23 protein-coding genes are annotated in these 24,274 nt (G+C 69.1%); 16 read left to right on the forward strand and 7 right to left on the reverse strand.

Features of this window, described 5'->3' with window-relative positions:
• The first annotated feature begins 177 nt into the window (after positions 1-177).
• The 7 genes from rpsM (at position 178) to truA (ending at position 4,690) form a co-directional block, all read left to right on the forward strand.
• Positions 178-558 (forward strand): 30S ribosomal protein S13, encoded by a 381-nt coding sequence (gene rpsM, locus ABD256_RS06620; protein ID WP_344414568.1) that lies wholly within the window; start codon positions 178-180, stop codon positions 556-558.
• Positions 555-752, forward strand: a complete 198-nt coding sequence (locus ABD256_RS06625) for a hypothetical protein (protein WP_344414571.1) — start codon at positions 555-557, stop codon at positions 750-752. The genes rpsM and ABD256_RS06625 overlap by 4 nt, the downstream gene beginning before the upstream one ends.
• Before the next feature lie 18 nt (positions 753-770).
• Positions 771-1,175: a 30S ribosomal protein S11 gene (gene rpsK, locus ABD256_RS06630; protein WP_091505007.1), complete on the forward strand. Its 405-nt coding sequence runs from the start codon at positions 771-773 to the stop codon at positions 1,173-1,175.
• 23 nt (positions 1,176-1,198) lie between these two features.
• Positions 1,199-1,804: a 30S ribosomal protein S4 gene (rpsD, locus tag ABD256_RS06635; protein WP_215547934.1), complete on the forward strand. Its 606-nt coding sequence runs from the start codon at positions 1,199-1,201 to the stop codon at positions 1,802-1,804.
• 115 nt (positions 1,805-1,919) lie between these two features.
• Complete coding sequence (locus ABD256_RS06640) at positions 1,920-2,993, forward strand: DNA-directed RNA polymerase subunit alpha (protein ID WP_215547933.1); 1,074 nt, start codon at positions 1,920-1,922, stop codon at positions 2,991-2,993.
• Positions 2,994-3,074: 81 nt separating this feature from the next.
• Positions 3,075-3,788, forward strand: a complete 714-nt coding sequence (gene rplQ, locus ABD256_RS44615) for a 50S ribosomal protein L17, sunset domain variant (RefSeq protein WP_486303462.1) — start codon at positions 3,075-3,077, stop codon at positions 3,786-3,788.
• Between the two features lie 65 nt (positions 3,789-3,853).
• Positions 3,854-4,690, forward strand: coding sequence for a tRNA pseudouridine(38-40) synthase TruA (truA, locus tag ABD256_RS06650; protein ID WP_344414874.1), 837 nt, complete (start codon positions 3,854-3,856; stop codon positions 4,688-4,690).
• Here truA and ABD256_RS06655 read toward each other — a convergent pair.
• From ABD256_RS06655 to eccE, 3 genes are all read right to left on the reverse strand, one after another.
• Positions 4,687-5,604 carry a DUF559 domain-containing protein gene (locus tag ABD256_RS06655; RefSeq protein WP_344414576.1) on the reverse strand — a complete coding sequence of 306 codons (918 nt, stop codon included), beginning with the start codon at positions 5,602-5,604 and terminating at the stop codon, positions 4,687-4,689. The genes truA and ABD256_RS06655 overlap by 4 nt on opposite strands.
• Before the next feature lie 204 nt (positions 5,605-5,808).
• Positions 5,809-6,531: a hypothetical protein gene (locus tag ABD256_RS06660; RefSeq protein ID WP_344414578.1), complete on the reverse strand. Its 723-nt coding sequence runs from the start codon at positions 6,529-6,531 to the stop codon at positions 5,809-5,811.
• A complete protein-coding gene (gene eccE / locus ABD256_RS06665) occupies positions 6,528-7,709 on the reverse strand; it encodes a type VII secretion protein EccE (RefSeq protein ID WP_344414581.1) in 1,182 nt (393 codons plus the stop codon). The genes ABD256_RS06660 and eccE overlap by 4 nt, the downstream gene beginning before the upstream one ends.
• 518 nt (positions 7,710-8,227) lie before the next feature.
• Here eccE and eccB point away from each other — a divergent pair.
• The 3 genes from eccB (at position 8,228) to ABD256_RS06680 (ending at position 11,289) form a co-directional block, all read left to right on the forward strand.
• The gene (eccB, locus tag ABD256_RS06670) at positions 8,228-9,844 is read left to right on the forward strand and encodes a type VII secretion protein EccB (protein WP_344414583.1); all 1,617 of its coding nucleotides are present in this window, start codon (positions 8,228-8,230) and stop codon (positions 9,842-9,844) included.
• Between the two features lie 63 nt (positions 9,845-9,907).
• The gene (locus ABD256_RS06675) at positions 9,908-10,225 is read left to right on the forward strand and encodes a hypothetical protein (protein WP_344414585.1); all 318 of its coding nucleotides are present in this window, start codon (positions 9,908-9,910) and stop codon (positions 10,223-10,225) included.
• Positions 10,222-11,289 carry an endo-1,4-beta-glucanase gene (locus tag ABD256_RS06680; RefSeq protein WP_344414587.1) on the forward strand — a complete coding sequence of 356 codons (1,068 nt, stop codon included), beginning with the start codon at positions 10,222-10,224 and terminating at the stop codon, positions 11,287-11,289. Before ABD256_RS06675 ends, ABD256_RS06680 begins: the two co-directional genes overlap by 4 nt.
• A 143-nt stretch (positions 11,290-11,432) precedes the next feature.
• Here ABD256_RS06680 and ABD256_RS06685 read toward each other — a convergent pair whose 3' ends face one another.
• A complete protein-coding gene (locus ABD256_RS06685; protein ID WP_344414589.1) occupies positions 11,433-13,091 on the reverse strand; it encodes a type VII secretion-associated serine protease mycosin in 1,659 nt (552 codons plus the stop codon).
• A 9-nt stretch (positions 13,092-13,100) separates the two neighbouring features.
• Positions 13,101-14,468: a type VII secretion integral membrane protein EccD gene (gene eccD / locus ABD256_RS06690; RefSeq protein WP_344414876.1), complete on the reverse strand. Its 1,368-nt coding sequence runs from the start codon at positions 14,466-14,468 to the stop codon at positions 13,101-13,103.
• Between the two features lie 346 nt (positions 14,469-14,814).
• On the opposite strand from eccD, the gene eccCa reads away from it, so the two are divergent.
• The 5 genes from eccCa to ABD256_RS06715 all read left to right on the forward strand — a co-directional run bounded on the left by eccCa (position 14,815) and on the right by ABD256_RS06715 (position 22,087).
• A complete protein-coding gene (eccCa, locus tag ABD256_RS06695; RefSeq protein WP_344414591.1) occupies positions 14,815-18,828 on the forward strand; it encodes a type VII secretion protein EccCa in 4,014 nt (1,337 codons plus the stop codon).
• Between the two features lie 52 nt (positions 18,829-18,880).
• Complete coding sequence (locus ABD256_RS06700) at positions 18,881-20,779, forward strand: type VII secretion-associated protein (protein WP_344414593.1); 1,899 nt, start codon at positions 18,881-18,883, stop codon at positions 20,777-20,779.
• 15 nt (positions 20,780-20,794) lie between these two features.
• The gene (locus tag ABD256_RS06705) at positions 20,795-21,166 is read left to right on the forward strand and encodes a hypothetical protein (protein ID WP_344414595.1); all 372 of its coding nucleotides are present in this window, start codon (positions 20,795-20,797) and stop codon (positions 21,164-21,166) included.
• Positions 21,167-21,413: 247 nt separating this feature from the next.
• Positions 21,414-21,743 carry a WXG100 family type VII secretion target gene (locus ABD256_RS06710; protein ID WP_344414597.1) on the forward strand — a complete coding sequence of 110 codons (330 nt, stop codon included), beginning with the start codon at positions 21,414-21,416 and terminating at the stop codon, positions 21,741-21,743.
• Positions 21,744-21,799: 56 nt separating this feature from the next.
• Entirely contained in the window at positions 21,800-22,087 is a 288-nt protein-coding gene (locus tag ABD256_RS06715) for a WXG100 family type VII secretion target (protein WP_344414599.1), read from the forward strand.
• 74 nt (positions 22,088-22,161) lie between these two features.
• Here ABD256_RS06715 and ABD256_RS06720 read toward each other — a convergent pair whose 3' ends face one another.
• On the reverse strand, positions 22,162-22,710 hold the full coding sequence (locus ABD256_RS06720; RefSeq protein WP_344414601.1) for a DUF4333 domain-containing protein: 549 nt from the start codon (positions 22,708-22,710) through the stop codon (positions 22,162-22,164).
• Complete coding sequence (locus ABD256_RS06725; protein ID WP_344414603.1) at positions 22,711-23,580, reverse strand: hypothetical protein; 870 nt, start codon at positions 23,578-23,580, stop codon at positions 22,711-22,713. It lies immediately after the preceding gene.
• Between the two features lie 233 nt (positions 23,581-23,813).
• Between ABD256_RS06725 and rplM the strand changes: the two genes are divergently transcribed.
• Positions 23,814-24,266 (forward strand): 50S ribosomal protein L13, encoded by a 453-nt coding sequence (rplM, locus tag ABD256_RS06730; protein ID WP_215547919.1) that lies wholly within the window; start codon positions 23,814-23,816, stop codon positions 24,264-24,266.
• Positions 24,267-24,274 lie beyond the last annotated feature (8 nt).

Below are 24,274 nucleotides of genomic sequence, written 5' to 3' on the forward strand. Positions count from 1 at the left end.
ACAGCTACAAAGAACTCCCCGCACCTGCCGGGTCGCCCAGCGGCCCGGTGCACCCCCGGACTTCAGGCCGGGGCCGGGACACCGGCCGCGCAAGCGGCGGGCACGACAGCGAGTCGGTCCCGGAACCGGACGGGGAGCAGACCTGAAGAGAAGAACTGAGAAGGAGCACCAGCGCCAATGGCACGACTCGCTGGCGTCGATCTTCCCCGCGAGAAGCGGTTGGAGATCGCGCTGACCTACATCTACGGCATCGGCCGTACCCGTTCGAAGCAGCTCGTCGCCGCGACGGAACTGAGCCCGGACACCAGGGTGAAGGACCTCTCGGACGATGACCTGGTCAAGCTGCGTGACCACATCGAAGAGAACTTCAAGGTCGAGGGTGACCTTCGCCGCGAGGTGAACGCCGACATCCGTCGGAAGATCGAGATCGGGTGCTACGAGGGCCTTCGCTGGCGTCGCGGACTTCCCGTCCGTGGCCAGCGCACGAAGACCAACGCCCGCACCCGCAAGGGTCCGAAGAAGACGGTCGCCGGCAAGAAGAAGGCTGGCAAGAAGTGAGCCTCCGGGGCAAGAAGGTCGTGCAGATGGGCGGCGCGCAGCGCCGTGGCACGGCTTCGTGTGTCTCGCCCAAGGCGCTCTACGCCCGCCCGATGGCTCTGCGCCAGCTGTACACCGACGCCGGGTCCGTCATCCGGCGCGGTCAGCGCGAAGCGATCGAGGCTTCAGCCGCTCACCAGCAGAACTCGCGTTAACGAGGAGAAACACCCAGTATGCCACCGAAGTCTCGTACTGCCGGGGCCAAGAAGGTCCGGCGCAAGGAAAAGAAGAACGTCGCTCACGGGCACGCCCACATCAAGAGCACGTTCAACAACACCATCGTCTCGATCACCGACCCGACCGGCGCGGTGATCTCCTGGGCGTCCTCCGGGCACGTCGGGTTCAAGGGCTCGCGGAAGTCCACCCCGTTCGCCGCGCAGATGGCCGCCGAGAACGCCGCCCGCAAGGCCGCCGAGCACGGCATGAAGAAGGTCGACGTGTTCGTGAAGGGCCCCGGCTCCGGCCGGGAGACCGCGATCCGTTCGCTGCAGGCGGCGGGCCTCGAGGTCGGCACCATCCAGGACGTGACCCCGCAGCCTCACAACGGCTGCCGCCCGCCCAAGCGGCGCCGGGTCTGAGGAACGGGGAGGAGTAAGAAGAAATGGCTCGTTACACCGGCCCCGCGACGCGCATCTCGCGTCGCCTCAAGGTTGACCTCATCGGCGGCGACCAGGCTTTCGAGCGTCGCCCCTACCCGCCCGGCCAGCACGGCCGTGGCCGGGTCAAGGAGAGCGAGTACCTGCTTCAGCTGCAGGAGAAGCAGAAGGCTCGCCACACCTACGGCGTGCTCGAGCGCCAGTTCAGCCGCTACTACAAGGAAGCAGCCCGTCGCACCGGCAAGACCGGTGAAAACCTGCTGCAGATCCTCGAGTCGCGCCTGGACAACGTGATCTACCGCGCCGGTATCGCCAGGACCCGCCGCCAGGCTCGTCAGCTCGTGAGCCACGGCCACTTCCTGGTCAACGGTGTGAAGGTCAACGTGCCGAGCTTCCAGGTCTCGAAGTTCGACATCATCGACGTGAAGCCGAAGTCGCTGAACGCGCTGCCGTTCGTCGTGGCCAAGGAGTCCTTCGGTGAGCGCCCGATCCCGGCCTGGCTGCAGGTCGTGCAGTCCAACCTCCGCGTGCTGGTCCACCAGCTCCCGGAGCGTGCGCAGATCGAGGTTCCGGTCCAGGAACAGCTGATCGTCGAGTTCTACTCGAAGTGATCCCCGCCGGGCCACGGCCCGGGGAGATCGGGCGGCGGCGCCCAGAGTGCGCCGCCGCTTCGCCACACCTTTCGACGTCAAATGGCGGGCGTCGGCAGGAAACGGAGAAGGAAAAGTGCTGATTTCGCAGCGGCCGGCTCTCGCGGAAGAGACGGTCAACGAGACTCGCTCCCGGTTCACCATCGAGCCGCTGGAGCCCGGATTCGGGTACACGCTCGGCAACTCGCTCCGGCGCACGTTGCTGTCGTCGATCCCCGGCGCGGCCGTCACCAGCATCCGGATCGACGGGGTGCTGCACGAGTTCACCACCGTCCCCGGGGTGAAGGAAGACGTCACCGACATCATCCTGAACCTGAAGGAACTGGTCGTGTCCTCGGAAGAGGACGAGCCGGTCACCATGTACCTGCGCAAGCAGGGCCCTGGTGAGGTCACCGCGGCGGACATCGTCCCGCCGGCCGGTGTCACCGTGCACAACCCGGACCTCCACATCGCCTCGCTCAACGGCAAGGGCAAGCTGGAGATCGAGCTCGTCGTCGAGCGCGGTCGCGGCTACGTCCCCGCCCTGCAGAACAAGCAGGCCGGCGCCGAGATCGGCCGGATCCCGGTCGACTCGATCTACTCGCCGGTGCTGAAGGTGACGTACAAGGTCGAGGCCACTCGTGTCGAGCAGCGCACCGACTTCGACAAGCTGATCCTGGATGTCGAGACCAAGCCGTCGATCACGCCGAGGGACGCTGTCGCGTCCGCGGGCAAGACGCTGGTCGAGCTGTTCGGTCTCGCGCGCGAGCTGAACGTCGACGCGGAGGGCATCGAGATCGGCCCGTCGCCGCAGGAGGCGGACACCATCGCCGCCTACGCGATGCCGATCGAGGACCTGGACCTCACCGTCCGGTCCTACAACTGCCTCAAGCGCGAAGGCATCCACACGGTCGGCGAGCTGGTCTCGCGCAGCGAGGCCGACCTGCTCGACATCCGCAACTTCGGCGCGAAGTCGATCGACGAGGTCAAGCTCAAGCTCGTCGGCCTCGGTCTCGCGCTGAAGGACAGCCCGCCCGGGTTCGACCCGACCGCCGCGGCGGCCAGCTACGACGGTGAAGGCTGGTCCGAGGGCGTCGACAGCATCACGGACGGCATTTCGGACAACGGCCACGACGATGGCCAGGACTACGCAGAGACGGAGCAGCTGTAAGGCCAGCGAAGGCCCGCCCAACGTGGATTTCCGTAGTGGGCGGGCAGGGCCTCCAGCTGTGCAGCTGAACGAGGAGAATCGATGCCCACCCCCACTAAGGGTCCCCGTCTCGGCGGGTCCGCCGCGCACGAGCGGATGATGATGGCGAATCTAGCCACGTCGCTGTTCGAGCACGGCAAGATCACCACCACCGAGGCGAAGGCCCGGCGGATGCGTCCGCTGGCCGAGAAGATCATCACCAAGGCGAAGCGGGGCGACCTGCACAACCGCCGCCAGATCCAGCGGGTCATCCGCGACAAGGCGGTCGTGCACAAGCTGATCGCCGAGATCGGCCCGTTCTTCGTGGACCGTCCCGGCGGCTACGTCCGGATCACCAAGACGCTGCCGCGCAAGGGCGACAACGCCCCGATGGCGGTCATCGAACTGGTGTCGGAGAAGACCGTGACCGCCGAGGCGGAAGCCGCGCGGGGCACGAAGTTCGCCAAGGACGAGCCGAAGGCGGCCGCCCCGGTCGAGACCGAGGCCACCGAGACCGCGGAGGCCGTCGAGGTCGAGGAGAGCGCTTCGACCGAGGACGCTCCGTTCGGTGAGGGCAGCCACGCCCCGCTGGAGGACGGTTCGCAGCCGGAAGGCTTCCCGATCAAGGGCAACGCCGGCTCGAAGCTGTACCACACGCCGGACAGCCCGCACTACGGCCAGACCGTGGCCGAGGTGTGGTTCGCGACGACCGAGGCAGCCGAAGCCGCTGGCTTCTCGCTCCCGCCGTCGCAGCAGGATGCCAAGGACGAGTCCTGACGGCTGAGAACACCCCGAACGAGCCCGCCACTCCCCCTGGGGAGGGCGGGCTCGTTCGCTTGCGCCTGGACGTCAGCTACGACGGCACGGACTTCTCGGGCTGGGCGCGCCAGCCGGGTCGCCGCACTGTGCAGGGCGTCGTGGAAGACGCCCTGGCGAAGCAGCCTCCCGGGGCCGCCGTCCCGAAATCCGTCGTCGTCGCCGGCCGCACCGATGCCGGCGTCCATGCCACCGCCCAGGTCCTCCACGTCGACGTCTTACCTTTAGCGGGCGAAACGTCCTCGACGAGGTTGGCGGTGGATGCGCTGGGCGTCCCTGACCTCATACGGATGCGGCACCGCTGGAACCGCATTCTGCCCGCGGATGTTCGCGTGCTGGGCGCCCGCGTCGCGCCGGCCGGTTTCGACGCGCGCTTCTCCGCGACGCGACGGCACTACCGCTACCAAGTGTCCGATGCGCCGTGGGGAGTCGATCCGTTGCGCCGCAACGACACTCTGGCCTGGGGTCGTCCGCTGTCGGTCGACGTGCTGAACCAGGCATCCGAGGATCTGCTCGGACTGCACGACTTCGCTGCCTTCTGCAAACAGCGCGAGGGCGGCACGACGATCCGTGAACTGCAGCACCTGGAGTGGCAGCGAGTCGGTGACCACCTGATCCGCGCCGCGGTCTCGGCGGACGCCTTCTGCCATTCGATGGTCCGCAGCCTGGTCGGGGCGTTGCTGCTCGCCGGAGACGGCAGGCGGCGCGCTGCGTGGCCGGTGGAAGTACTGGAAAAGGGCGTGCGTGAAAGCGCCGTGGCACCCGCTCACGGCCTCACCCTGATGGGCGTCGACTATCCCCCTGACGCTGAACTGGCCGCGCGTGCCGACCAGACCCGGAACGTTCGCGGCAGTGCCTTCTAACCCCGCATCACCGCGCGCGCGTCCACGGCTTGCTGGACGAGTTCGAGGATGTGGTGGTGATCGCCCGCGAGATGATCGCGAGTGAGAGTGATCATGATCCAGCCCTCGGCGATGATGGCGGCGCGCCGTGCTTGGTCGCGCCGCCGCTGTTCAGGCTCGTTGTGCCAGGTCCCGTCGTATTCGATGCCGACCTTGTAGCGCCTGAGCGCGAGGTCGAGCCGGTAGCGGTGCCTGCCGACGTGGACCGGGTGCTGCGGCGTCGGGTCGTAGTCCGCGAGGGTCAGGATGACCCGGGTTTCGGACTCCGGAGGGGACTCGGCACGCAGATCCACCATCTGGAGAGCCTCTCGGGCCAGCCGGATCCCGCGATTGCGCCGACGGGAGAACATCGCCACCAGGGTGCGGAACCGGACGTGGATCGCACGCAGGAACGCGTCGAGGTCGGGCACGGCCTCGCGAAGGCGGCGTGCCCAGCCGCGTTTGCGAGGCGACAGCCGTAGCACCAGGTCGAGCGTGATGCGCGCGGGTCTGGCGATGCGGATGCCGTGCCAGTGCCGAGACTGGCGACGGCCCACCGCCGTCCGGCGGACGTGGATGCCGACGATCGGGCCGAACCGGTACTTCTCCGGGACCACGAACTCGACCGGATCGTAGGGCTTCGCCAGGTCGACGCCGCGGACGGTGGCGGCGGACCGGCCGGTGAGCACAGCCTGCCGCGGCACGATCAGAGCTGCGGCGCGACACCTCAGCTCGTGGGTCACGGCCACATCGGCACGGGCGTAGGCGTCCTGGAACAACCTTCGAACTTTGGGGCCGCGAAGCTCGCCCTCCGTGAGCAGGCCAGTACGTCGCGCCCACGACCCTCGGAACACTTCCGGCAGCTCAGGGGTGCCGGTGACATAGGAATCAGACATGATCCGACCGTTGCGGCCCGCACCGACACTCCGATGCGTCAGGGCTCGCGAAACCCCGACTTATCCACAACCCGCACAGTTATCCACAGGGTCGCCCGCCAACTAGCCACCCCCCGCGTCCCTGTGCGCCCCGGTACGTTTAGCCCGCTAAACGTACCGAGCAGGCGAATCCTCGCGTTTAGCCCGCTAAACGTGCCGGGGGACCTAGTCGCCTCGGCGCACGGGGCCCAGGAGTTGCTGCTCTTTCGGGGTTGTGACCAGGCGCAACGGGCGCCACAGGTTTCGTCCGAGCGCGACGACCTGGTCATCCTTCAGCGTTGTCAGCTGACGCATCATCTGCGGCGGGAGACGCCAGATCCGCGCGGCCAGCTCAGCCTGCCCGGCCGGCAGGCGTTGCATCAGGACCATGTCCGCCGCGTTCGCCGTCGCCGCGGCCTGTGGATGGAGGTAGGGCAGCACGTACACCGTCGTCTGCCACGGCGAGCGGGGCGGGAACAGGTCCTGCGGAGTGGGCCCGCCGTCGGTCACGACGAGCAGTGGCGCGTCTTCCGAGGGCCGTGGCAGTTCGACGGGGGACAGCCGCCGGATCTGCACGAGGGGAGACGGGTTGCCGCCTTGCTGCGCGCCCGCCGCCTTCGGCAGCATCTGCCACGCGGCCGGCCGCCCGGTCGCGATGACGACCCAGGCGCCGACGGCCATCGCGCGGAGCGCGACCTGCCGTGCCAGGTAGAGCCCCCCGACCAGCACGATCCTCGTCGGAGCCGACCGCAGGGCCGAAATCGTCAGCGGCTCGCCCTTGAGCCCCGAGCCGAGCACGATCCCGCCGCGGTCGCCCGACGGGCTGATCGCGTCGAGAAGACTGGGGTCCACCGTGAACTCAGGCGCCACGCCGACGTTGTGCCCGGCGTCTCGCAGCCGCGAGGTCATGCCGTCCCTCCCATCGGCAGCGTCGCCGCAAGCCCGTCGATCTGAAGCCCCCGCAGCGGAGTCAGCGTGACCCCGACGCGGCTCGAAATGCCGTTCAGCCGCTCGTCCGCCGCTTCGAGCTCACGCGGGTTGCGCGCGCTCATCCTGACGACGCCGCGCAGGCCGATCTGCCCTTCGTCGGCAGACGGCGAGATCGACATCGCCACGGTCGACGAAAGCGCCCGCACGCTGGTCAGCGCGTTGAGCGTGTTGGTGATCTTGCCCTTCGGCCAGCTGGTGATCGCGTAACTCGCGTGGCCGATGCCCGCGGAAGTCACGCTCGTCCAGTGTTCCTGCAGCCCGACCTTGGAGTTGGAACCGGCCACCGCGGTCAGCTCAGCGGCGGAAATCCCGGCGCGGAGCAACTCGTCCGGGTCCAGCGGACGAGTGGGCACACCGCGTGATTCCAGGGCGTTCCGCACACGGGACAGCGCGCCGATCAGCGCGCGGTGCGCGCCGACCACGCCGCCGCCGCGCTCCCGGATCGCTTCGGCACAGCGACGCGGGTCGAGGCGCACGGTGATCCACGTGGTGCGGCGTGCCGCCGCCGGCAGCGGCCCCAGCACCTCCATGTACGAGCTCAGCGCCGGTGAGTCCGACGGCAGCGCCGCACTCCCGGGATAGCAGTGCCAGATCATCTGGATGGAGTCGAGGACGACACCGCGGTCTTCGAGGCACGGCGCCAGAGCCGAAAGCGGCAGACTCGGCGCGCCGCCTGCCTGGGTGATCAGGCCGGGGGCGGGTTCGACGAGGAGCACGGCCGTCCAGGTGCCTTCGTGCCAGGCGAGGCCGACCTGCTGGCGTTCGTGGTCGATCCCGTGCGCGACGACGAGATCGGGCACGACCAGGCGCAGCAGGTTGACCCGTGCGTCATCCGGGCCCGTGACGGAGTCTTCTTCCGCGGCAATGGTTTCGAGGCTCGCGGGTGGTGCGGGGTTCGCCACGCGCTCGTGCGTCCGGAACGTGTAGCGCGCGGTGAGTCCAACCCATTGGGTGAACCATTTCCCACGCCAGCGCAGGATCGCGATCACGAGCGCCACCACGAGCACGCCGATGCCGACGTACAGCAGTGACTGGTTGATCGCGAGCAGGATCAGGCCGATCGCGAGCCCGACCTCGAGCACGACCAGGTTGACCACCGGCAGCGGACCGAGATTGGTGCCTTCGTTCCGGCGACGCGACGGCGGGGCGATTGCGGCGGGCTGCGGCGGACCACCTGCGGGCGGCTGACCCGGTGGTGGACCGCCCGGCCCACCCGGCCCACCCGGACCGCCAGGCCCTCCGGGGCCATTGGGACCGCCAGGTCCCCCCGGTCCGCCAGGGCCCCCCGGTCCGCCAGGGCCACCACTGCGGCCACCGGGTCCGCCAGGACCGCGTTGGCCAGGTCCGCCGGGACCGCCCACGGGGCCGCCAGGTCTCCCGTGCCGGGGCGGTTGGCCCGGCCTGCCGGGCGGCTGGGCCCCAGGTGGCCCTGGTGGACGTGGAGGAGTGGTGACGGACATCCGCGCGTTTCTTCCCCTCGTGATGTGCTGCATACCCCGAAAGCCTGTCCCGAGGTACCCGACCCTAACTCGGCTTGGTAGAAACCCACACCAGACGGTCCCCGTACGGCTATCCTGCGGAACCGTACCGCGACTGGGAGAGCTGTAGGTCGAGAATGCCGTCAACACCGACAACCAAGTCTCAAGTCCAGGCTTATCAGTTCGTACTGCGCCGCATGCAGTCCGCGCTGGTGCGCCGGGACGCCGTGATGCTGCACGATCCGATGCGGACGCACACACGGGCGACGATCGTCGGCGTCATCCTGGCGGCGCTCGGCATGATCGCGTTCATCGTCGTCGGGTTCTTCAGCGCATCCCCGGCGGTGCCGGATGGCGGCAATATCGTCATCGGCAAGGAATCCGGTGCCGTCTACGTCGTGGCGGGCAATCCCAAGACGCTCGTCCCCACGTTCAACCTCGCTTCCGCGCGGCTGTACCTGATGGCCCAGCAGAACAAGGGCGGCGGTGCGCAGGGGAGCGCCGGCGGGAGCGCCGTGCAGCCCACCGTGATCTCCGACGAACAGCTCAAGGACATCCCGCGCGGCAGGCTGACCGGGATCGTCGACGCGCCCCAGCTGCTGCCGAACAAGGACCAGCGGATCTCCGACGACTGGGCGATCTGCGACAAGACGATCATCGACCCCACGCTTCCGCCGCAGACCGCGGCCGAGAAGGCGACGACGGAGACCACGGTGTTCGGCGGTGTGCCCCAGCTGGGCACCGAACTCGGCAACAACGAAGCCCTGCTGGTCACCGGTGACAACGGGACGAGCTACCTCATCTACCGGCTGCCGTACAACCCGAACCGGCCCAACGCCAACGCCGTGCGTGCGCAGATCGACCCGAACAAGACGTCGGTAGCCACCGCGCTCGGGCTGCCCAAGAAGGGCCGCCACATCTCGATGGGCATGCTCAACGCCATCCCCGAGGTGGAAATGCTGACCCCGCCGGAGATCGCCGGCGCGGGTTCCACGAGCACCTTCGACCTCGGTGGCCTGCAGACCGGCGACGTCTTCGAAACGTCGCGAGGAAACCAGCCCGTCTTCTACGCGATCCTGCAGAACGGCATCCAGGAGGTATCGCAGGCGACCGCCGCGATGATCCGGTTCGAGCGGAGCCCCAGCTCGCGCGGCGAGATGCCCCAGGAAAGCCCGGAGAAGGTCAGCAGGGTCCCGCAGGTGCGCGCGGAGGACCAAGGCGCGCTCAAGGTCGACAACATGCCGCAGGGCATCCCGACCGTGCTCGACGCGGGCAAGGGCAGCCCGGTGAGCTGCCTCGGCTGGAACATCGTGAACGCGGGCACCGCGAACGAAGACGCGCACACCGCGGTCTACGTCAGCTCGGACATGCCGGGCCCGAAGGACCAGAACCAGGTGCTCAACATCCGGCAGCAGAGCCCGGACGGCCTGAAGATCGACCACTTCTACATGCCGCCCGGCCGGGCCGCGGTGGTGCGTTCCGCGACGTCGAAGGCGTCCTTCACGACCGGCCCGATCAGCTTGATTTCGGATCGCGGGCTCCGGTACGGCGTGCCGGACATGCCGACCGCGACCGGTCTCGGGCTGGACAACCCGCGACCGGCGCCGGACGCCATCATCCGGTTGCTGCCGACAGGGGCGTCGCTCAACACGACCGACGTCCGGCGGAACTACGACTCCGTCCCGGTCGACCCGAGGGCGGGGGAGTTCCCGACCCAGCAGCCGCAGGCGCAGGGCACGCAACCGGGGAACTAGGACCTGGAACCGCGCGCGGCTCGCCGCCGTCGAACCCTGCACCTGAGTGGGAAGGGGCATGCCGTGGCCGGCTTCAAAATGGACGCGGACGGCGTGGCCGCGTACGCGGAGACGATGCGGTCGGCGTCGGATCGGCTCGCCGAGGCTCGATCGGCCTTCACCGATGGCGGGCTCTCGGCTGGCACGTTCGGTGCAGTTAGCGGGCAAAACGTCGTCGTCGACGCCTACGCCCGCGCGGCCGGCGCACTGCTCGCCCAGCTGAATGCGGGCGCACAGGCCCTCGAGTCGGCATCCGGCACACTGCGCGTGGTCGCTGCCAGCCAGGCCGAAGGCGATGCCAACGCGGCGGCGAAGCTCAAAAAGATCAAGGACGCCCGATGAGCGTGACGACCGATGGCGACGACCTGCGGTCCGAAGCCAGTGGGCACCTGAAGTACCTGTCGGAACTCGCTTCCCAGCTCGGGACCACGGATATCGTGGCGCAGTACTTCGACCCCGTGATCGGGCGGTGGTCGGATCTCCGTGCCGAGGCGCGGCGCTGGCGTGCGGCGGGGGAGGTCGCCGGGCAGGCCGCGACCGATGTCGACGGACCGCTCGGCTCGCTGGACGCGGTGTGGGAGGGCGCGAACGCGGACGCCTTCGTCGCCTACGTCCGCGAAATCACCCTCGCGGGCGGCGCGGTGGAGGACGTCTTCGTCTCCATGGCCGACGCGCTCGACGAAGTGGCGAGCGGGCTGTCGCAGATCGGCCGGGACCTGACCGATCTCATGATCGACACGGCTGAGGTCGTGTCCGAATCGGCGAGCCTGCCGGTCGGCGGGGAAGAGCGGGCGCGAAAGCAGCTCTTGGCCGCGGGGAATGCGGCCAGGCAGCTGCACGATTCCGTCGGCGATGTTCTCGAGGGCTTCGCGGAATTCTGCGCCGGCGTCGAAGACGGCAAGTCGACCGGCGCCGGAGTCGACCTGGCCCACCGGTATCCCGACGAACGGTTCGTGCTCGGCGAACCGCGACCGCGGGCGAACCCGCCGGTGGCCGGGGATTCGGGTGCGGGTGCTGTCGGTGGGCATCTGACGATGTACGACTGGGCCGAAGAGGAGAGCCCGGACACGCCTGCGGACGGGACGACCCCGGCTTCGGCGGCACAGGAATCGCCCGCTGACCCCGGTCACGGCGCCGTCGGTGACGTCGGACATCAGACGGCCGCGGTACCACCCGTGGACCATGCGCCCGGTATCGCTGTGCCCGAGGCGGAGGTGGTTGCCCCGGGGCAGCCGAGGGGAGCGCAAGGTGCGCCGATGATGGGCATGGTGCCGATGGGGATGGGTGGACTCGGGCAGGCGGGCGCCGAGCGGCAGCGGAAGGGCAAGGCGCGGCCGCAGACCGACCCGAAGGAACTCTTCGGCAAACCGGACCGGGTGGCCCCACCCGTCATCGGAAAGGACTGACCTGTCCCGGCGCACCTTTAGCGGGCTAAACGTCCCGGGGCGGCCCTTCCCGCCGAAGGCCCCCGCTACAGTTCGCGGGCTAAACGTTCCGGCCTGAGTCGGGCCACGGGAACGTTTAGCCCGCGAACTGTAGCGCCGGACCATCACGCGGGTTTTCGGGTGCCGCCCCCGCCTTCAGGCCGGTTCCGCCGGATCGTGTGCACCACGAACAGGGTGACCAGCAGGGCGATCAGCCCGCCGCCCGTACCGGCGAGCGCGACCACCATCGGCGTCCAGTTCTTCGTCGGCAGCTCGGGCAGGCTGTTGTCCGGCGGCGGGTCGCCCGGCAGCGTGATGCCCTCTTCCTGGGGCACGATCGCGGTCATCGCGGCGATCGGGTTCACCACCCCGTAGCCGACGAAGTTGTCCCGCCCCCCGTTCGCGCCGGGGTGCTGCGCGGTGCTCGTGATCCGGTGCATCACCTGCGCGGCGTTGAGATTGGGGAACTGCGCCCTGACCAGCGCCACCACGCCCGAGACGTACGGGGCGGCGAAGCTGGTGCCCTGGATCGTCTGCTCCTTGCCGTCCTCGATGGTCTGGTTGGCCAGTTCCGACGAGCCTTCGGCGGGGTCGAGCGAGATGATGTCGGTACCGGGCGCCGCGACGCTGACCCACGGGCCCCTGATGCTGAAGTCGGCGATCCCGCCGGTCTTGTCGATCGCGCCGACCGAGAGCACCTCGTTGCTGAACCACGGCGGTGTCACGACGGTCTTCGGCTGGTTCGGGTCCGCCTGGTCGTTCTGCGGGCACCCTTCGGACTTGTTGCCCGCCGCGGCCACCACCACGATGTTCTTCTCGGCGACGGCGTAGTGGATCGCGGCCTGCAGGTTGCGTTCACCGGGGGTTATCAAGCCGCCAGCCGAGGACCGGCAGTTGTCGACCGACATGTTGATCACGCCGCCGACCATGTTGGCGTGATCGGCCGCGCGCCGCACCGCCTTCGCCAGCGTGTCGACGGTCCCGGCGCTGCCTTCGCCGTCGCCCTGCTGACGGCCTCCGCTGCCACCCTGCTGCTGCGGCCCGGTGCCCGCGGCTGGTCCGCCGCCGCTCTGGCTCGGCGGCAGCTGCGACTGCGACTGCGACGGAGGTTGTGGCTGGCCGGAACCGCCGGGAGGCGGCGCCCCGGTCGAAGGCGCGGCCGGTGGCGCGGCGGTCTTTTCCGGCTTCTTGTAGTTCTGGCTCGATTGCCGGATCGTGACGATGCGCGAGTCGGGTGCGACACCGGTGAACCCGATGTCGGGCCCGGTTCGCCCGGCGATGATGCCGGCGACCTCGGTCCCGTGCCCGTCGCAGTCTTCGGTGCCGTCGCCGGTCGCGGTGACGTAGTCGCCGCCTGCTTCGAGCCGGTCGGAGAGTCCGGGGTGCGCGCGGACGCCGGTGTCGATCACCGCGACCCTGACGCCGCCTCCCGCGCTGCCCCGCTTGGCCTTGGCGAGCTCCTGCGCCTGCCTGATCTGGAGGTAGTCCTGCCCCCACGGCGCGTTCTGCACCTGGACGGTGGCGCCGAGCTTCCGCTTGACGCACTCCTTCGACTTCTCGTACGCGATGGAGCCGTGCCCGCCGCCGTCGTCGGGTGGCGCCGTGCTCGAGTCCAGCGGGGGCGGCTTCCAAGCCGTGGCGTCCGATGGCTGTGCGACGGCGGTGACCGGGGTGAGGCCGGGGCCGAGCACCGCGACGGTGGCGGCGAGCGCCGCGGCCGTGACCCGGCCGGGAACCTTCGTAGAACGCACGCGCGCCCCCTTGCTGTAGCGCGTAGCCGGCATGTCCTTTGCTCAGCTGCCGAGGTTGATGTGCCGCAGGGTCGCGTACAGGTCCATCACCGCGAGCGCGAGCGGGAGGACGGTCGCGATGCACACGGCCTCGATGATCTCGACGGTCCGTCGCAGCGGCGGCGAGAAGCGCTGGTTCGGGAAGACGACGCCGACCACGAGCGCGGCGGCCGCGATGAGCACGAGCGACCCGAACACCCACAGCAGCCTGCCGAACGTGTCCTGGGTGAACAGCCAGTTCACCAGGATGCCCGCGGCGGCGAGCATGCCGGTGGCGAGCAGGGCGATCGCCTGGCTGCCGTTGGCGTAGGCGCGCCCGCGCAGCAGCAGGACCAGCGTCGCGACGACGCCCATGATGATGCCGAACACGCTCGGCGAGCTCGACGCGATGATCGCCGAGATCGCGGCCGCGACGCCGCAGCCGATCAGGAGCCCGGTCATGTAGTTGTGCGCGATGTTCGTGCGGCGCTCGATGGCGGTGTAGTCCGGGAAGCCGGAGTCCTCCTTGAGCTCCTCCGCGCTGCCCGGCACGTGCGGCAGCGGCAGCTTCGCCAGCCAGATGGTCGCCCTCGGCAGGATGGAGATGCAGCCCAGCGCCACCGCGGTCGTGCCGGCCGCGATCCCGGCCGCGGGGTGCGCGATCAAGGTCGCGACGCCGAACGCGATCACCCCGATGACACCGGCGGTGGCCGCCGCGATGAACGTGGTGATGCCCGAGCCCATCACGAGGATCGCGACACCGGCGAGGATCACCAGCAGGCCGCAGGCGAGCAGGAGGTTCGCGCGCATGGACAGGCCGGGCACGCTGTAGAAGCCGGCCACGAAGGCGAACGGCAGCCCGCCCGCGGCCGCGACGACGACACCGGTCGCTTCCGCCTGGTACGCCTTCGCCAGCGTCGCGCCGATCGCCAGGCAGGCGATGGCGCCGACACCACCGGCCACCGCGGACGCGACCGCGCTGCCGCCGTAGAGGGAGCCGCCCATGAACAGGGCCAGCGCGGCGAGGACGAGTGCGAGCCCGCCCGCGATGTGCCCGATCTTCTTCGCCGTTTCCTTCGTCCACGGCCGGAAGCTGTCGGGATCCGATTCGGCGATCGCGTCGACGACGTCGTCGTAGAGCGGTGGCGGCGGGTTCTCGTTGCGGCGGCGAAGCTGCAGCAGCTCGCCGTCGACGATGCCGAGCGAAGCGAGGGTACGGCTCGGGTCGAGCGGGGCGTCGCCGAGTTTGGCCAGTGCCCAGCCGCCGTGCCGCGCACCGCCGTCCGGAGTGGCTTCCTTCGCCATGTCCAGCAGCATCGGCAGCAGGTCGGCGACCGCGACGTCGGCGGGAAGCGCCACGTCGATCCGGGTGCGTGGGGCCACCACCGTCACCCTGCTGAATACCGTCGTGCCCGTCGCCACGTGCCTGCCCCCTACCTGGAGAGATTCCTGCGGTACTTATACCGAACTGCGGCGGCCACATCTTCGCCCGCCCGCGCGTGCCCGGCAAAGGCAGGCTGCGACGCGGCGCCGGTCGGCACCCGCCGACGGTCTTCTCGGGCGCGGACCTGTCGGTGGGCGGCCCTAGTATCAACGACGCGGACGCGCCGTGGTGCGTGTTCGCCGGAACAGGCTCGGTTGGGCGGTCTTCGCCCGCGCGCCCCGCCTGGTTCGCTAACGTGTGGACCGGCCGCGGACCGGGCAGTCCGCACAGCCGAGTTGAAGAGGGGTTCTTCCGGTGAGCACGCTGCAGTTCAAGAAGTTGCCACGCCTGGCTGCGCCGCGCCCACCCGGCGGTGAGGTGCACCTCGAACCGCCGCCCGAGGTGCCGCGCACCATCCCGGGCAACATCATGATGAAGCTGCTGCCGGTCGTGATGGTCCTGTCCACGCTCGGCATGGTCGGCGTGATGTTCATCGGCGGTGGCGCGGCGGCGAAGAACCCGATGACCATGATGATGCCGATCATGATGCTCGCCTCGATGGGCGGCATGATGGCAGGCGGCGGCAAGGGCGGCGGGGCCAAGAAGGCCGAGATGAACGAGGACCGCAAGGACTACCTGCGCTACCTCGGCCAGATGCGGGACAGGGCGCGCGAGGCGATGGCCGACCAGCGCGCCTCGCTCGAGTGGGTGCACCCCGATCCGCAGATGCTGTGGTCGCTGGCCGCCAGCAGGCGGATGTGGGAGCGGCGCCAGAACGACCAGGACTTCCTGCACCTGCGCGTCGGCCGCAGTTCGCACCGGCTGGCCACTCGCCTCGTGCCACCGCAGACCGGCCCGGTCGACGAGCTCGAACCGATCGCCACGCTGGCGCTGCGCCGTTTCGTGCGCGCCCATTCGATCGTGCCGGAGCTGCCCACCCAGATCACGCTGCGCGGGTTCGCCGCGGTGAGCATGCAGGGCGAGCGCGAGCTGACCCGCGGCCTGACCCGCGCCATGCTGGCCCAGCTCGTGACGTTCCACAGCTCGGACGACGTGCTGATCGCCGTGGCCACCGCGGGCAGGGCCAAGGACGAATGGGAATGGGCGAAGTGGCTGCCGCACGTCCAGCACCCCGAACTCGCCGACGGCATCGGCCAGCTGCGCATGATGGCTGGCTCGCTGGCGCAGATCGAGCAGTGGCTCGACGCGGAGCTCCGCGATCGCCCCCGGTTCTCGCGCAACGCGACACCCGCCCCTGACCAGCCGCACGTCGTGATCATCGTGGACGACGCGGAAGTGACCAGGGAAGAGCAGATCATCCTCGAAGAGGGGCTGGTCGGGGTCACCATCGTCGACCTGTCGGACTCGATCGGGAACCTCGCCGCCCGCCGCGGGCTGCGGCTGGTCGTCGAGGAGGAGCGCCTCGGCGCGCGCAGTGCCGGCGGTGTCGAGTGGTTCGGCAAGCCGGACAAGCTGAGCGTGGTCGAGGTCGAGGCGCTCGCCCGCAAGCTGTCGCCGTACCGCGTCGGCAGCGCGGCGCAGGAGGCCAGCGAGGACGAGCCGCTGCTGTCGAACCCGACGCTGCTCGAACTGCTCGGCATCCCCGGCGACCCGATGACCTTCGACGTGCAGCAGGCATGGCGGCCGCGCCCGGTCCGCGACCGGTACCGCGTGCCGTTCGGCATCGGCGAGTACGGCCAGCAGGTCGAGCTGGACATCAAGGAAGCGGCGATGGAGGGCATGGGCCCGCACGGCCTGTGCATCGGCGCCACCGGTTCCGGTAAGTCGGAGTTCCTGCGCACGCTCGTGCTCGGCATGCTCGCCACGCACTCGTCGACCACGCTCAACTTCGTGCTGGTCGACTTCAAGGGTGGTGCGACCTTCCTCGGGCTCGACAGCGCGCCGCACGTCTCCGCGGTCATCACCAACCTCGCCGACGAGGTCACCCTGGTCGACCGCATGAAGGACGCGCTCGCCGGTGAGATGAACCGGCGCCAGGAGGCGCTGAAGAACGGCGGCAACTTCAAGAACGTCTGGGAGTACGAGAAGGCGCGGGAGAACGGCGCCGACCTCGACCCGCTGCCCGCGCTGTTCATCGTCGTCGACGAGTTCTCCGAGCTGCTGTCCGCGAAGCCGGACTTCATCGAGCTGTTCGTCGCGATCGGGCGGCTGGGCCGGTCGCTGCAGATGCACATGCTGCTGGCGTCCCAGCGGCTGGAGGAGGGCAAGCTCCGCGGTCTCGACTCGCACCTGTCGTACCGGATCGGCCTCAAGACCTTCTCCGCGGCGGAGTCGCGCGCGGCGATCGGGGTGCCGGACGCGTTCGAGCTGCCGTCCATCCCGGGGTCGGGCTACCTGAAGTACGACACCTCGACGATGGTCCGGTTCAAGGCCTCCTACGTCTCCGGCCCGTACCGGCCGTCCGGTATCCAGGCCGCGGGGCCGGTGGCCAGCGTGGTCAGGGCGGACAAGCGGCCGCAGATGTTCGTGCCGGACTTCGTGGAGCTGCCGCCGGAACCCGAACCGGAGATCGAGCAGGTCGAGGTCAAGAAGGAGGAGAAGCCGGAAGAGGCGGTCGAGCCGAGCGAGCTCGACGTGATCGTCAACCGGCTGATCGGCCAGGGCCCGCCCGCGCACGAGGTGTGGCTGCCGCCGTTGAACGAGCCGAGCTCCCTCGACACCCTGCTGCCCAACCTCAACCCGACCGAGGACAGGGGACTTTCCCCGGTCGGGTTCTTCGGCAACGGCAGGCTGCAGATCCCGCTCGGCATCGTCGACCGGCCGTACGAGCAGCGACGGGACCCGCTCTGGGCGGACTTCTCCGGTGCGTCGGGGCACGCCGTGCTGATCGGCGGGCCGCAGTCCGGCAAGTCGACCATGCTGCGGACGCTGATCATGTCCATGGCGCTGACCCACACCCCCGAGGAAGCGCAGTTCTACTGCGTCGACCTCGGTGGTGGCACGCTCGCCGGGCTCGCGGACCTGCCGCACGTCGGCGGGGTCGCCGTCGCACGCCGCGAGCCGGACAAGGCGCGCCGCATCGTCGCCGAGCTGAACGCGCTCGCGAACGAACGCGAAGGCCGGTTCGGCGCGTTGGGCATCGACTCGATGAACGAGTTCCGCAACCGGAAGCGCCGCGGTGAGATCACGCCGGACCAGGACCCCTTCGGCGACGCGTTCCTGATCGTCGACGGCTGGCGTGCCATCCGGGACGACTTCGAAGAGCTCGAGACCACGATCACGATGCTCGCGCAGCGCGGCCTCACCTACGGCGTGCACGTGATCGTCGCCGCGAACCGGTGGGCCGACATCCGGCCCGCGATCAAGGACATGCTCGGCACCCGGTTCGAGCTCCGGCTCGGTGACCCGACCGAATCCGACATCGACCGCAGGGTCGCGGTGAACGTGCCGGAAGGGCGGCCGGGCCGTGGCCTGACCAGGGACAAGCTGCACCTGCTCACCGGACTGCCCCGGATCGACGGGTCCAGCGACGCCAACGACGTCGGTGCCGGCGTCAGCGACGCGGTGGCCAGGATCCGCGGCGCCTGGAAGGGCCGCCACGCGCCGCAGGTCCGCCTGCTGCCGGAGCTCATCAGCTACGACGACGTGCTGGCGATGGACCAGAAGCGGAACACCAAGCTCATCCCGATCGGCGTCGACGAGGAAGAGCTCGCGCCGGTCTACCTCGACTTCACCGCGGAACCGCACTTCATGGCGTTCTGCGACGGGGAGTCGGGCAAGACGAACCTGCTCCGGCAGATCGCCCGCGGCATCACCGAGCGGTACACCGCCAAGGAAGCGGTCATCGTGCTGGTCGACTACCGGCGCACGATGCTCGGGTTCGTCGAGGGCGACCAGTTGCTCGGGTACGCGGTTTCGAGCCAGCAGCTCGAAACGATGATCAGCGACATCGCCGGGTCGATGTCACGGCGGCTGCCCGGTCCCGATGTCACGCCGGAGCAGCTGCGCAACCGGTCCTGGTGGACCGGTCCGGAGCTGTTCGTGATCGTCGACGACTACGACCTCGTGGTGACGCAGACCAACAACCCGCTGCGCCCGCTCAGCGACTACCTGGCGCAGGCCAAGGACGTCGGCCTGCACGTCATCGCCGCCCGCCGCACCGGTGGCGCGTCCCGCGCGCTGTACGACCCGATCCTCGGCAAGCTGAAGGAGATCGCGGCACCCGGCATGGTGATGAACGGGTCCCGTGACGAAGGCGTGCTGCTCGGCACCGTGCGTCCCAGCGCGATGCCGCCGGGCCGCGGGCAGCTGGTCAGCCGTAAGGTGTCCAAGAAGCTCCTGCAGGTTTCGTGGATCCAGCCCGACTGACGGAAAACCGGCGATGGTGCGGCGAAGGGACGAACAGCGGCAGGAGTAGGGCGTGGCACTGCGGGTAGCGGTGGACTTCGGGACATCGAGCACCTGCGTGGTCGCCTCGCTCAACGGCCGCGACGCCCAGGTCGTCGTGGTGGACGGGCAGCCGCTGATGTCCTCGGCGGTGTACGCCGCCGCGGACGGCACCCTGTTCGTCGGGCAGGAAGCGGAGCGCCAGGCCGCGATGGATCCGTCGCGGTACGAGCCGCACCCGAAGCGCCGGATCGATGAAGGCGAGCTCCTGCTCGGTGACACGGTCCTTCGCGTGACCGACGTGGTCCGCGCGGTGCTGAACCGAGCCGTCAGCGAGGCGCGACGGCTTGCCGGCGGAGCCGAGGTTTCGCTGCTGGTGCTGACCCACCCCGCGAACTGGGGCGCGGTCAGGACCCGGCTCCTCCGGCAGGCCGCCGGCGGGCTCGCACACCAGGTCGCGCTGGTACCCGAACCGGTGGCCGCGGCGGTCTACCACGCGGCCACGTTCGCGCCCACCGAGGTGAACCAGGAGCGCACGGTCGAGTTCAGCGGCGCCGCCGGCGACACGCTTGCCGTGCTGGACCTCGGCGGCGGGACCGTGGACGTCAGCGTGGTCCGCCGCGCCTCCGGCACCACCCGCGGCGGGTTCCAGGTGCTCGCGACCAGGGGCGATCCCAGCTTCGGCGGCGCCGATATCGACCAGTCGCTGCTCGACCACGTCGGCTCGCTGGTCTCGGCGACCGATCCCGGTGCGTGGAGCCAGCTGGTCGACGGCAGGGAACTCGCCGACCGCCGCCGTCGCCGCGTGCTCCACCAGGACGTCCGCGGTGCGAAGGAGACCTTGTCGCGGCACACCTACACCGATGTGCCGATGCCGCCGCCGTTCGCCGACGCCCACGTCACCAGGGAGGACCTGGAGCGGCTCATCGCCCCGTCGCTCGGGCGCGCCGTCGAGCTCACGGTGTCGGCGATCGACGAGGCGGCGCTGCGGCCGCGGCAGCTGACGGCGATCTTCCTGGTCGGCGGTTCGAGCCGGGTCCCGATGATTTCGCGGCTCGTCCACGAGCGCACCGGCGTGGTGCCGACCACGCTGGACCAGCCCGAGACCGTGGTCGCCCGTGGCGCCCTCCGGGCCGTCCAGATCGACCCCGTCCGCCCCGTGCCCGTCCGCGCGACCCCACCCGGCGGCATCGCGCCCCCCGGCTCGAACCCGGACCGCCCGACCACGGTCGTCCGCCCCACCGACCCCCCACCCCCACGCCCGGCGCCCCGTGCGTTTAGCGGGCTAAACGTAGCGCGCCAGGGGCCGGTCGGCCGCCCGCTGGTGCCGTTGCCCCCGCCTCGCCCGTTGCGGCCGGTGCAAGCTCCCGAGCCGCCGAAGCCAGCGCGCAAGACGAGGAGGTGGTGGCTGATCGGCGCCGCGGCGCTCGTCGTGGCCGCCGCCGCGGTGACGATCCCGATCGTGCTCACGAAGAACAGCGACGACTCGGCGCGGGCGCAGGGCAGGCCGGTCGCGCAGTACCACTACCGGTTCGTGGCCCCGACGGACTGGGCCCAGACCGACGACAACGTCCAGATCCGGCAGTCGGTGCTCAAACCGGCCGACGCGCAGCAGGCCGACGACCTCGTCGCCGTGCAGGAGTTCCTGCTGATCTCCGACGCGACCGCGAACCGGGCGCAGTTCGTCGATCAGCTCCGCGCGGGTATCGGCGAGAAACCGCAGTACTCCCAGTTCAACCCGGACGCCACCTACGCGGGCAAGGCCGTCATCTCCTACCGGGAGACGAAGCCGAGCGCGGTGACCGACTGGTTCGTGTTGCCGAAAGGCACTGTGCAGGTGAGCATCGGCTGTCAGTATGCCGGGGTGGTGCCACGCGAACGGGTCGCCTCGGCCTGTGAGGAGATCGTGCGCACCCTCGAAATCACCAGCTGAGGATCGTGACAGCCGATGGTCGGCAGCGCGGGCACCCCGCGGGACGCGGCGAGCGAGCACGCGTCGCGGGTGCGAGACGCCATCACTTACACACGCCGGGTCTTCCGTGAGGCATCGGCGGCCAACGAGCGACTCCGCGCGGAGAACGCGGACCTGGTCGCCGAGTTCCGCGCCAGACGGCTGGCCGGCAATGCCACCGATGCGACACCCACCCGGGTGAAGGACTCGGCGAAGAGCTTTCGTGTTGCCGCCGGATTGCCGGTGCACGACCTTCCGGACGCCGCCGATCTGGTTCCCCCGAAGCGGCGGCGACGACCTGAAGCCGCCCTAAAGAGTGAAGAGGACGAGGACTTTTCGCAAGCGCGAATCATGGTCCGCGGCGATTGATCCGGTCCGCGGATTCGGCTGGGAAACGCGGTAAGCCGTTGTGGCACAACGGGTTCCGCAGAGCCGCGTGCTGGCCTGTTTGCTTGTGAAACTGCCTGGTCAGCGGCGGTTCCCGCGATGCGCGTTCACTCTCGCAACTACTTGGGGGCAACTCGCGACAAGGGGGAACCGACCATGGCAGGGTCTTCGTCGTAGGTCCGTACGAAACAAACCGGCACGGGCAACCACAAACGAAGGGGGCCACCCAATGGCTGACGGATTTCACGGTGACGTCGCTCTGCTGAAGCAGACCGAGAAGGAACTCGCCCAGGTGCACATCGCGATGAACGGGCGCTTCCAGCAGCTTCGCGGCGAGATCGACGCGACTCGCGCGGGCTGGAGCAGCACCGCCAGCGGGATCTTCGTCGAGATGATGAACAGCTTCGACAAGCACGCCCAGGCGCTGAGCCAGAACCTGAACCAGATCGGTGAGCTGCTCGGTCGGTCCGGCACCAAGTACGAAGCGACTGAAGAAGACCAGCAGCAGGCCCTCAAGGCAGTGGCCAACCACTCTGAGATCTCCAACATCCTCGGCTGATTCCAGCTCGCCAGCAGACTTTTACTTTTAGTTACGGGAGGTTTTTCGTGTCATCGATGAAGGTTGACTACGGGATCATTCACCAGGCCGCTTCGGACTGCAGCAACACGCACAAGTTCCTGCAGGACGAGTTCTCCGATCTTCAGACGAAGATCGGAAAGCTGATGGAGCAGTGGGACGGTTCTGCGGCTGAGGAGTACAAGGGGCACCTGCAGGCTGAGTGGAACAAGAACTTCCACGAGATGTCCACGCTGCTGAACCGCATCGCGATCGCGCTGCCGCAGATCGCCGACGGCTACCAGGGCACGGAAAGCGACGTCACCAACCTGATGTCGGGTATGTGATTTCCGAGCTGCCCTGACACGGCATCAGCGATGGCCCCGCTCGCAGAGCGGGGCCATCGCTATTTTTCACCGCGTTACTTGGGGGCGCCGACTTCGTATTCCGGCTTGTCGTTGAGAACGCGCACGGAAACCGTCTTGGAGGCTCCCGCGACGGTGACGGAACAGGTGAAAGAAGTGCCGGTGCTCACCGATTCGCCGCTGGGGCAGTCGACGTCGCGCACATCGCCTTCGCCATAGGATTCGTGCAGTACCGCGGTCACGCCTTCGTTCAACGAGTCCTGGTCGAGCACGCTCTTGAACGGGTTGAAGATCAGCAGTGCGGCGCCTGCCAGCACGAGGACCAGTACGACCGCGCCGCCGATGACGAACGGCTTCTTCGAGCGCGGCTTCGACGGCCCGGTTCCTTCGTTGAACGCGCCGAAGCCGCCGTAGCCCGAGGTCTGCGGCTGGAAGTCGCCGCCGTAGCCCGGCTGTGCCTGGGGAGGAGCGGGCGGCTGGCCGGGGTACCCCTGGCCCGGCTGTCCCTGAGGCGGGCTCGCGGGTCCTGGTGACCAGGGCTGCTGGGGTCGCGGCTGTGCGGGCGGCTGCCACCAGCCTGGCTGCTGCTGCGGAGGCTGGTTCATCTACTTCCCACCTGACAGCTTGTCGTAGAAGGCGTCGACCGCGGCCTTGTCCGGGAGCGGGGTGATCTGCGACGGGTCGGGCAGCGCCGGGAAGTCGTTCGGCGACGACGCGCCGGTGACGTGGAACTCCTCGTGCAGCTCGACGTGGTGGCCGCCGTTGTCGATCTTCGCGTCCATCACGATCTGGTCGAGGGTGTTGTCGGCGTTGATGACGATCTTCGTCGGCACGATCTGCTTGCGCATCTCGTCGCCGATCAGCGACGAGAGCGTGCTCGGCAGCTGCTCGACCTTCGCGTCGAGGAACGCGGCGAGGGTGACGTCCGCGCTCAGCTCCGTCTTCCCGCCGGGAAGGCTCTTCGTCACGACCTTGTTGTTGGTGTTGTACGCCCGCGCGACCGCCTGCGTCATGTGGCAGGCGGAGATGATGCCGCCCCAGCCGCAGGACACGGTGACCCTCGCCTTCGGCATGGACACCCACGAGGTCGGCGCCGCGTCCTTGAACGCGGGGCCGATCTCGACGTAGTCCAAGGGATCCTTGGCGGGCGAATAGGTGTTCTGGTACTGGTCCGGCTTCTTCACCGACTTGTTCCGGGTGATCTTGCTCTCCGGCGTGCCCTGGCGCGACGCGGTGACGATGTTGTGCGCCCACTTGTCGTCGATGCGGAAGTAGGTGTCGAACGTCGTGGTGGTGTCCCGCTGCTTGCCCAGCGTGTCGTCCAGCGCGTTCATCGCGCTCTGGAACTTGGCGCTGACGTAGGTCGCGGCCTGGTCGCCGTCGGGCAGCGCCCGCCCCGCCTTCGCCTGCCCGCACGCCGCGCACAGCGCGAGGACCGCGCCGAGCGCGGTGAGCGTGCGCAGTTGCTTCTTCATGCCGGTCCTCGCCGCTGGGATCTTCCGTGGCCGTCGTCCAGGCAGGCACGCTAGTGGAACCGCAGCTCGTGGTGTGCCGGACGCTCGAAGACTAGTATGGGGATTCGCCAGTACCCCCCGCTTCGACCCTGCGAGAAGCGGGCGGGTATCTTCATGTGTCGTTGTGCGCCGCGGCGTGTAATGCGCTAGGCCCGCACAGAACCCACACGCAATGTTGACGACGAGGTAGACCCTTGCCCACGTACAGCCCCAAGCCCGGCGACGTCACTCGTGCCTGGCACGTGATCGACGCCGAGGATGTCGTGCTCGGCCGGCTCGCGACCGAGGTCGCCACGCTGCTGCGCGGCAAGCACAAGCCGACCTATGCCCCGCACGTGGACACCGGTGACTTCGTCATCATCGTCAACGCCGAAAAGGTCGCTCTCACCGGTAACAAGCGCGAGCAGAAGTTCGCGTACCGGCACAGCGGCTACCCCGGCGGTCTGCGCAAGCGCTCCTTCGGCGAACTGCTCGACACCAAGCCCGAGCGCCTGCTCGAGAAGGTCGTCAAGGGCATGCTGCCGAAGAACAAGCTCGGCCGCGCCCAGGCGAAGAAGCTCAAGGTCTACGCAGGCCCGGAGCACCCGCACTCGGCCCAGCAGCCGCAGCCGCATGAGCTCAGCAAGATCGCGCAGGTCGCGCAGTGAGTGAGGAA

The organism is Amycolatopsis minnesotensis (genome assembly GCF_039529815.1).
Taxonomy (GTDB): Bacteria; Actinomycetota; Actinomycetes; order Mycobacteriales; family Pseudonocardiaceae; genus Amycolatopsis; species Amycolatopsis minnesotensis.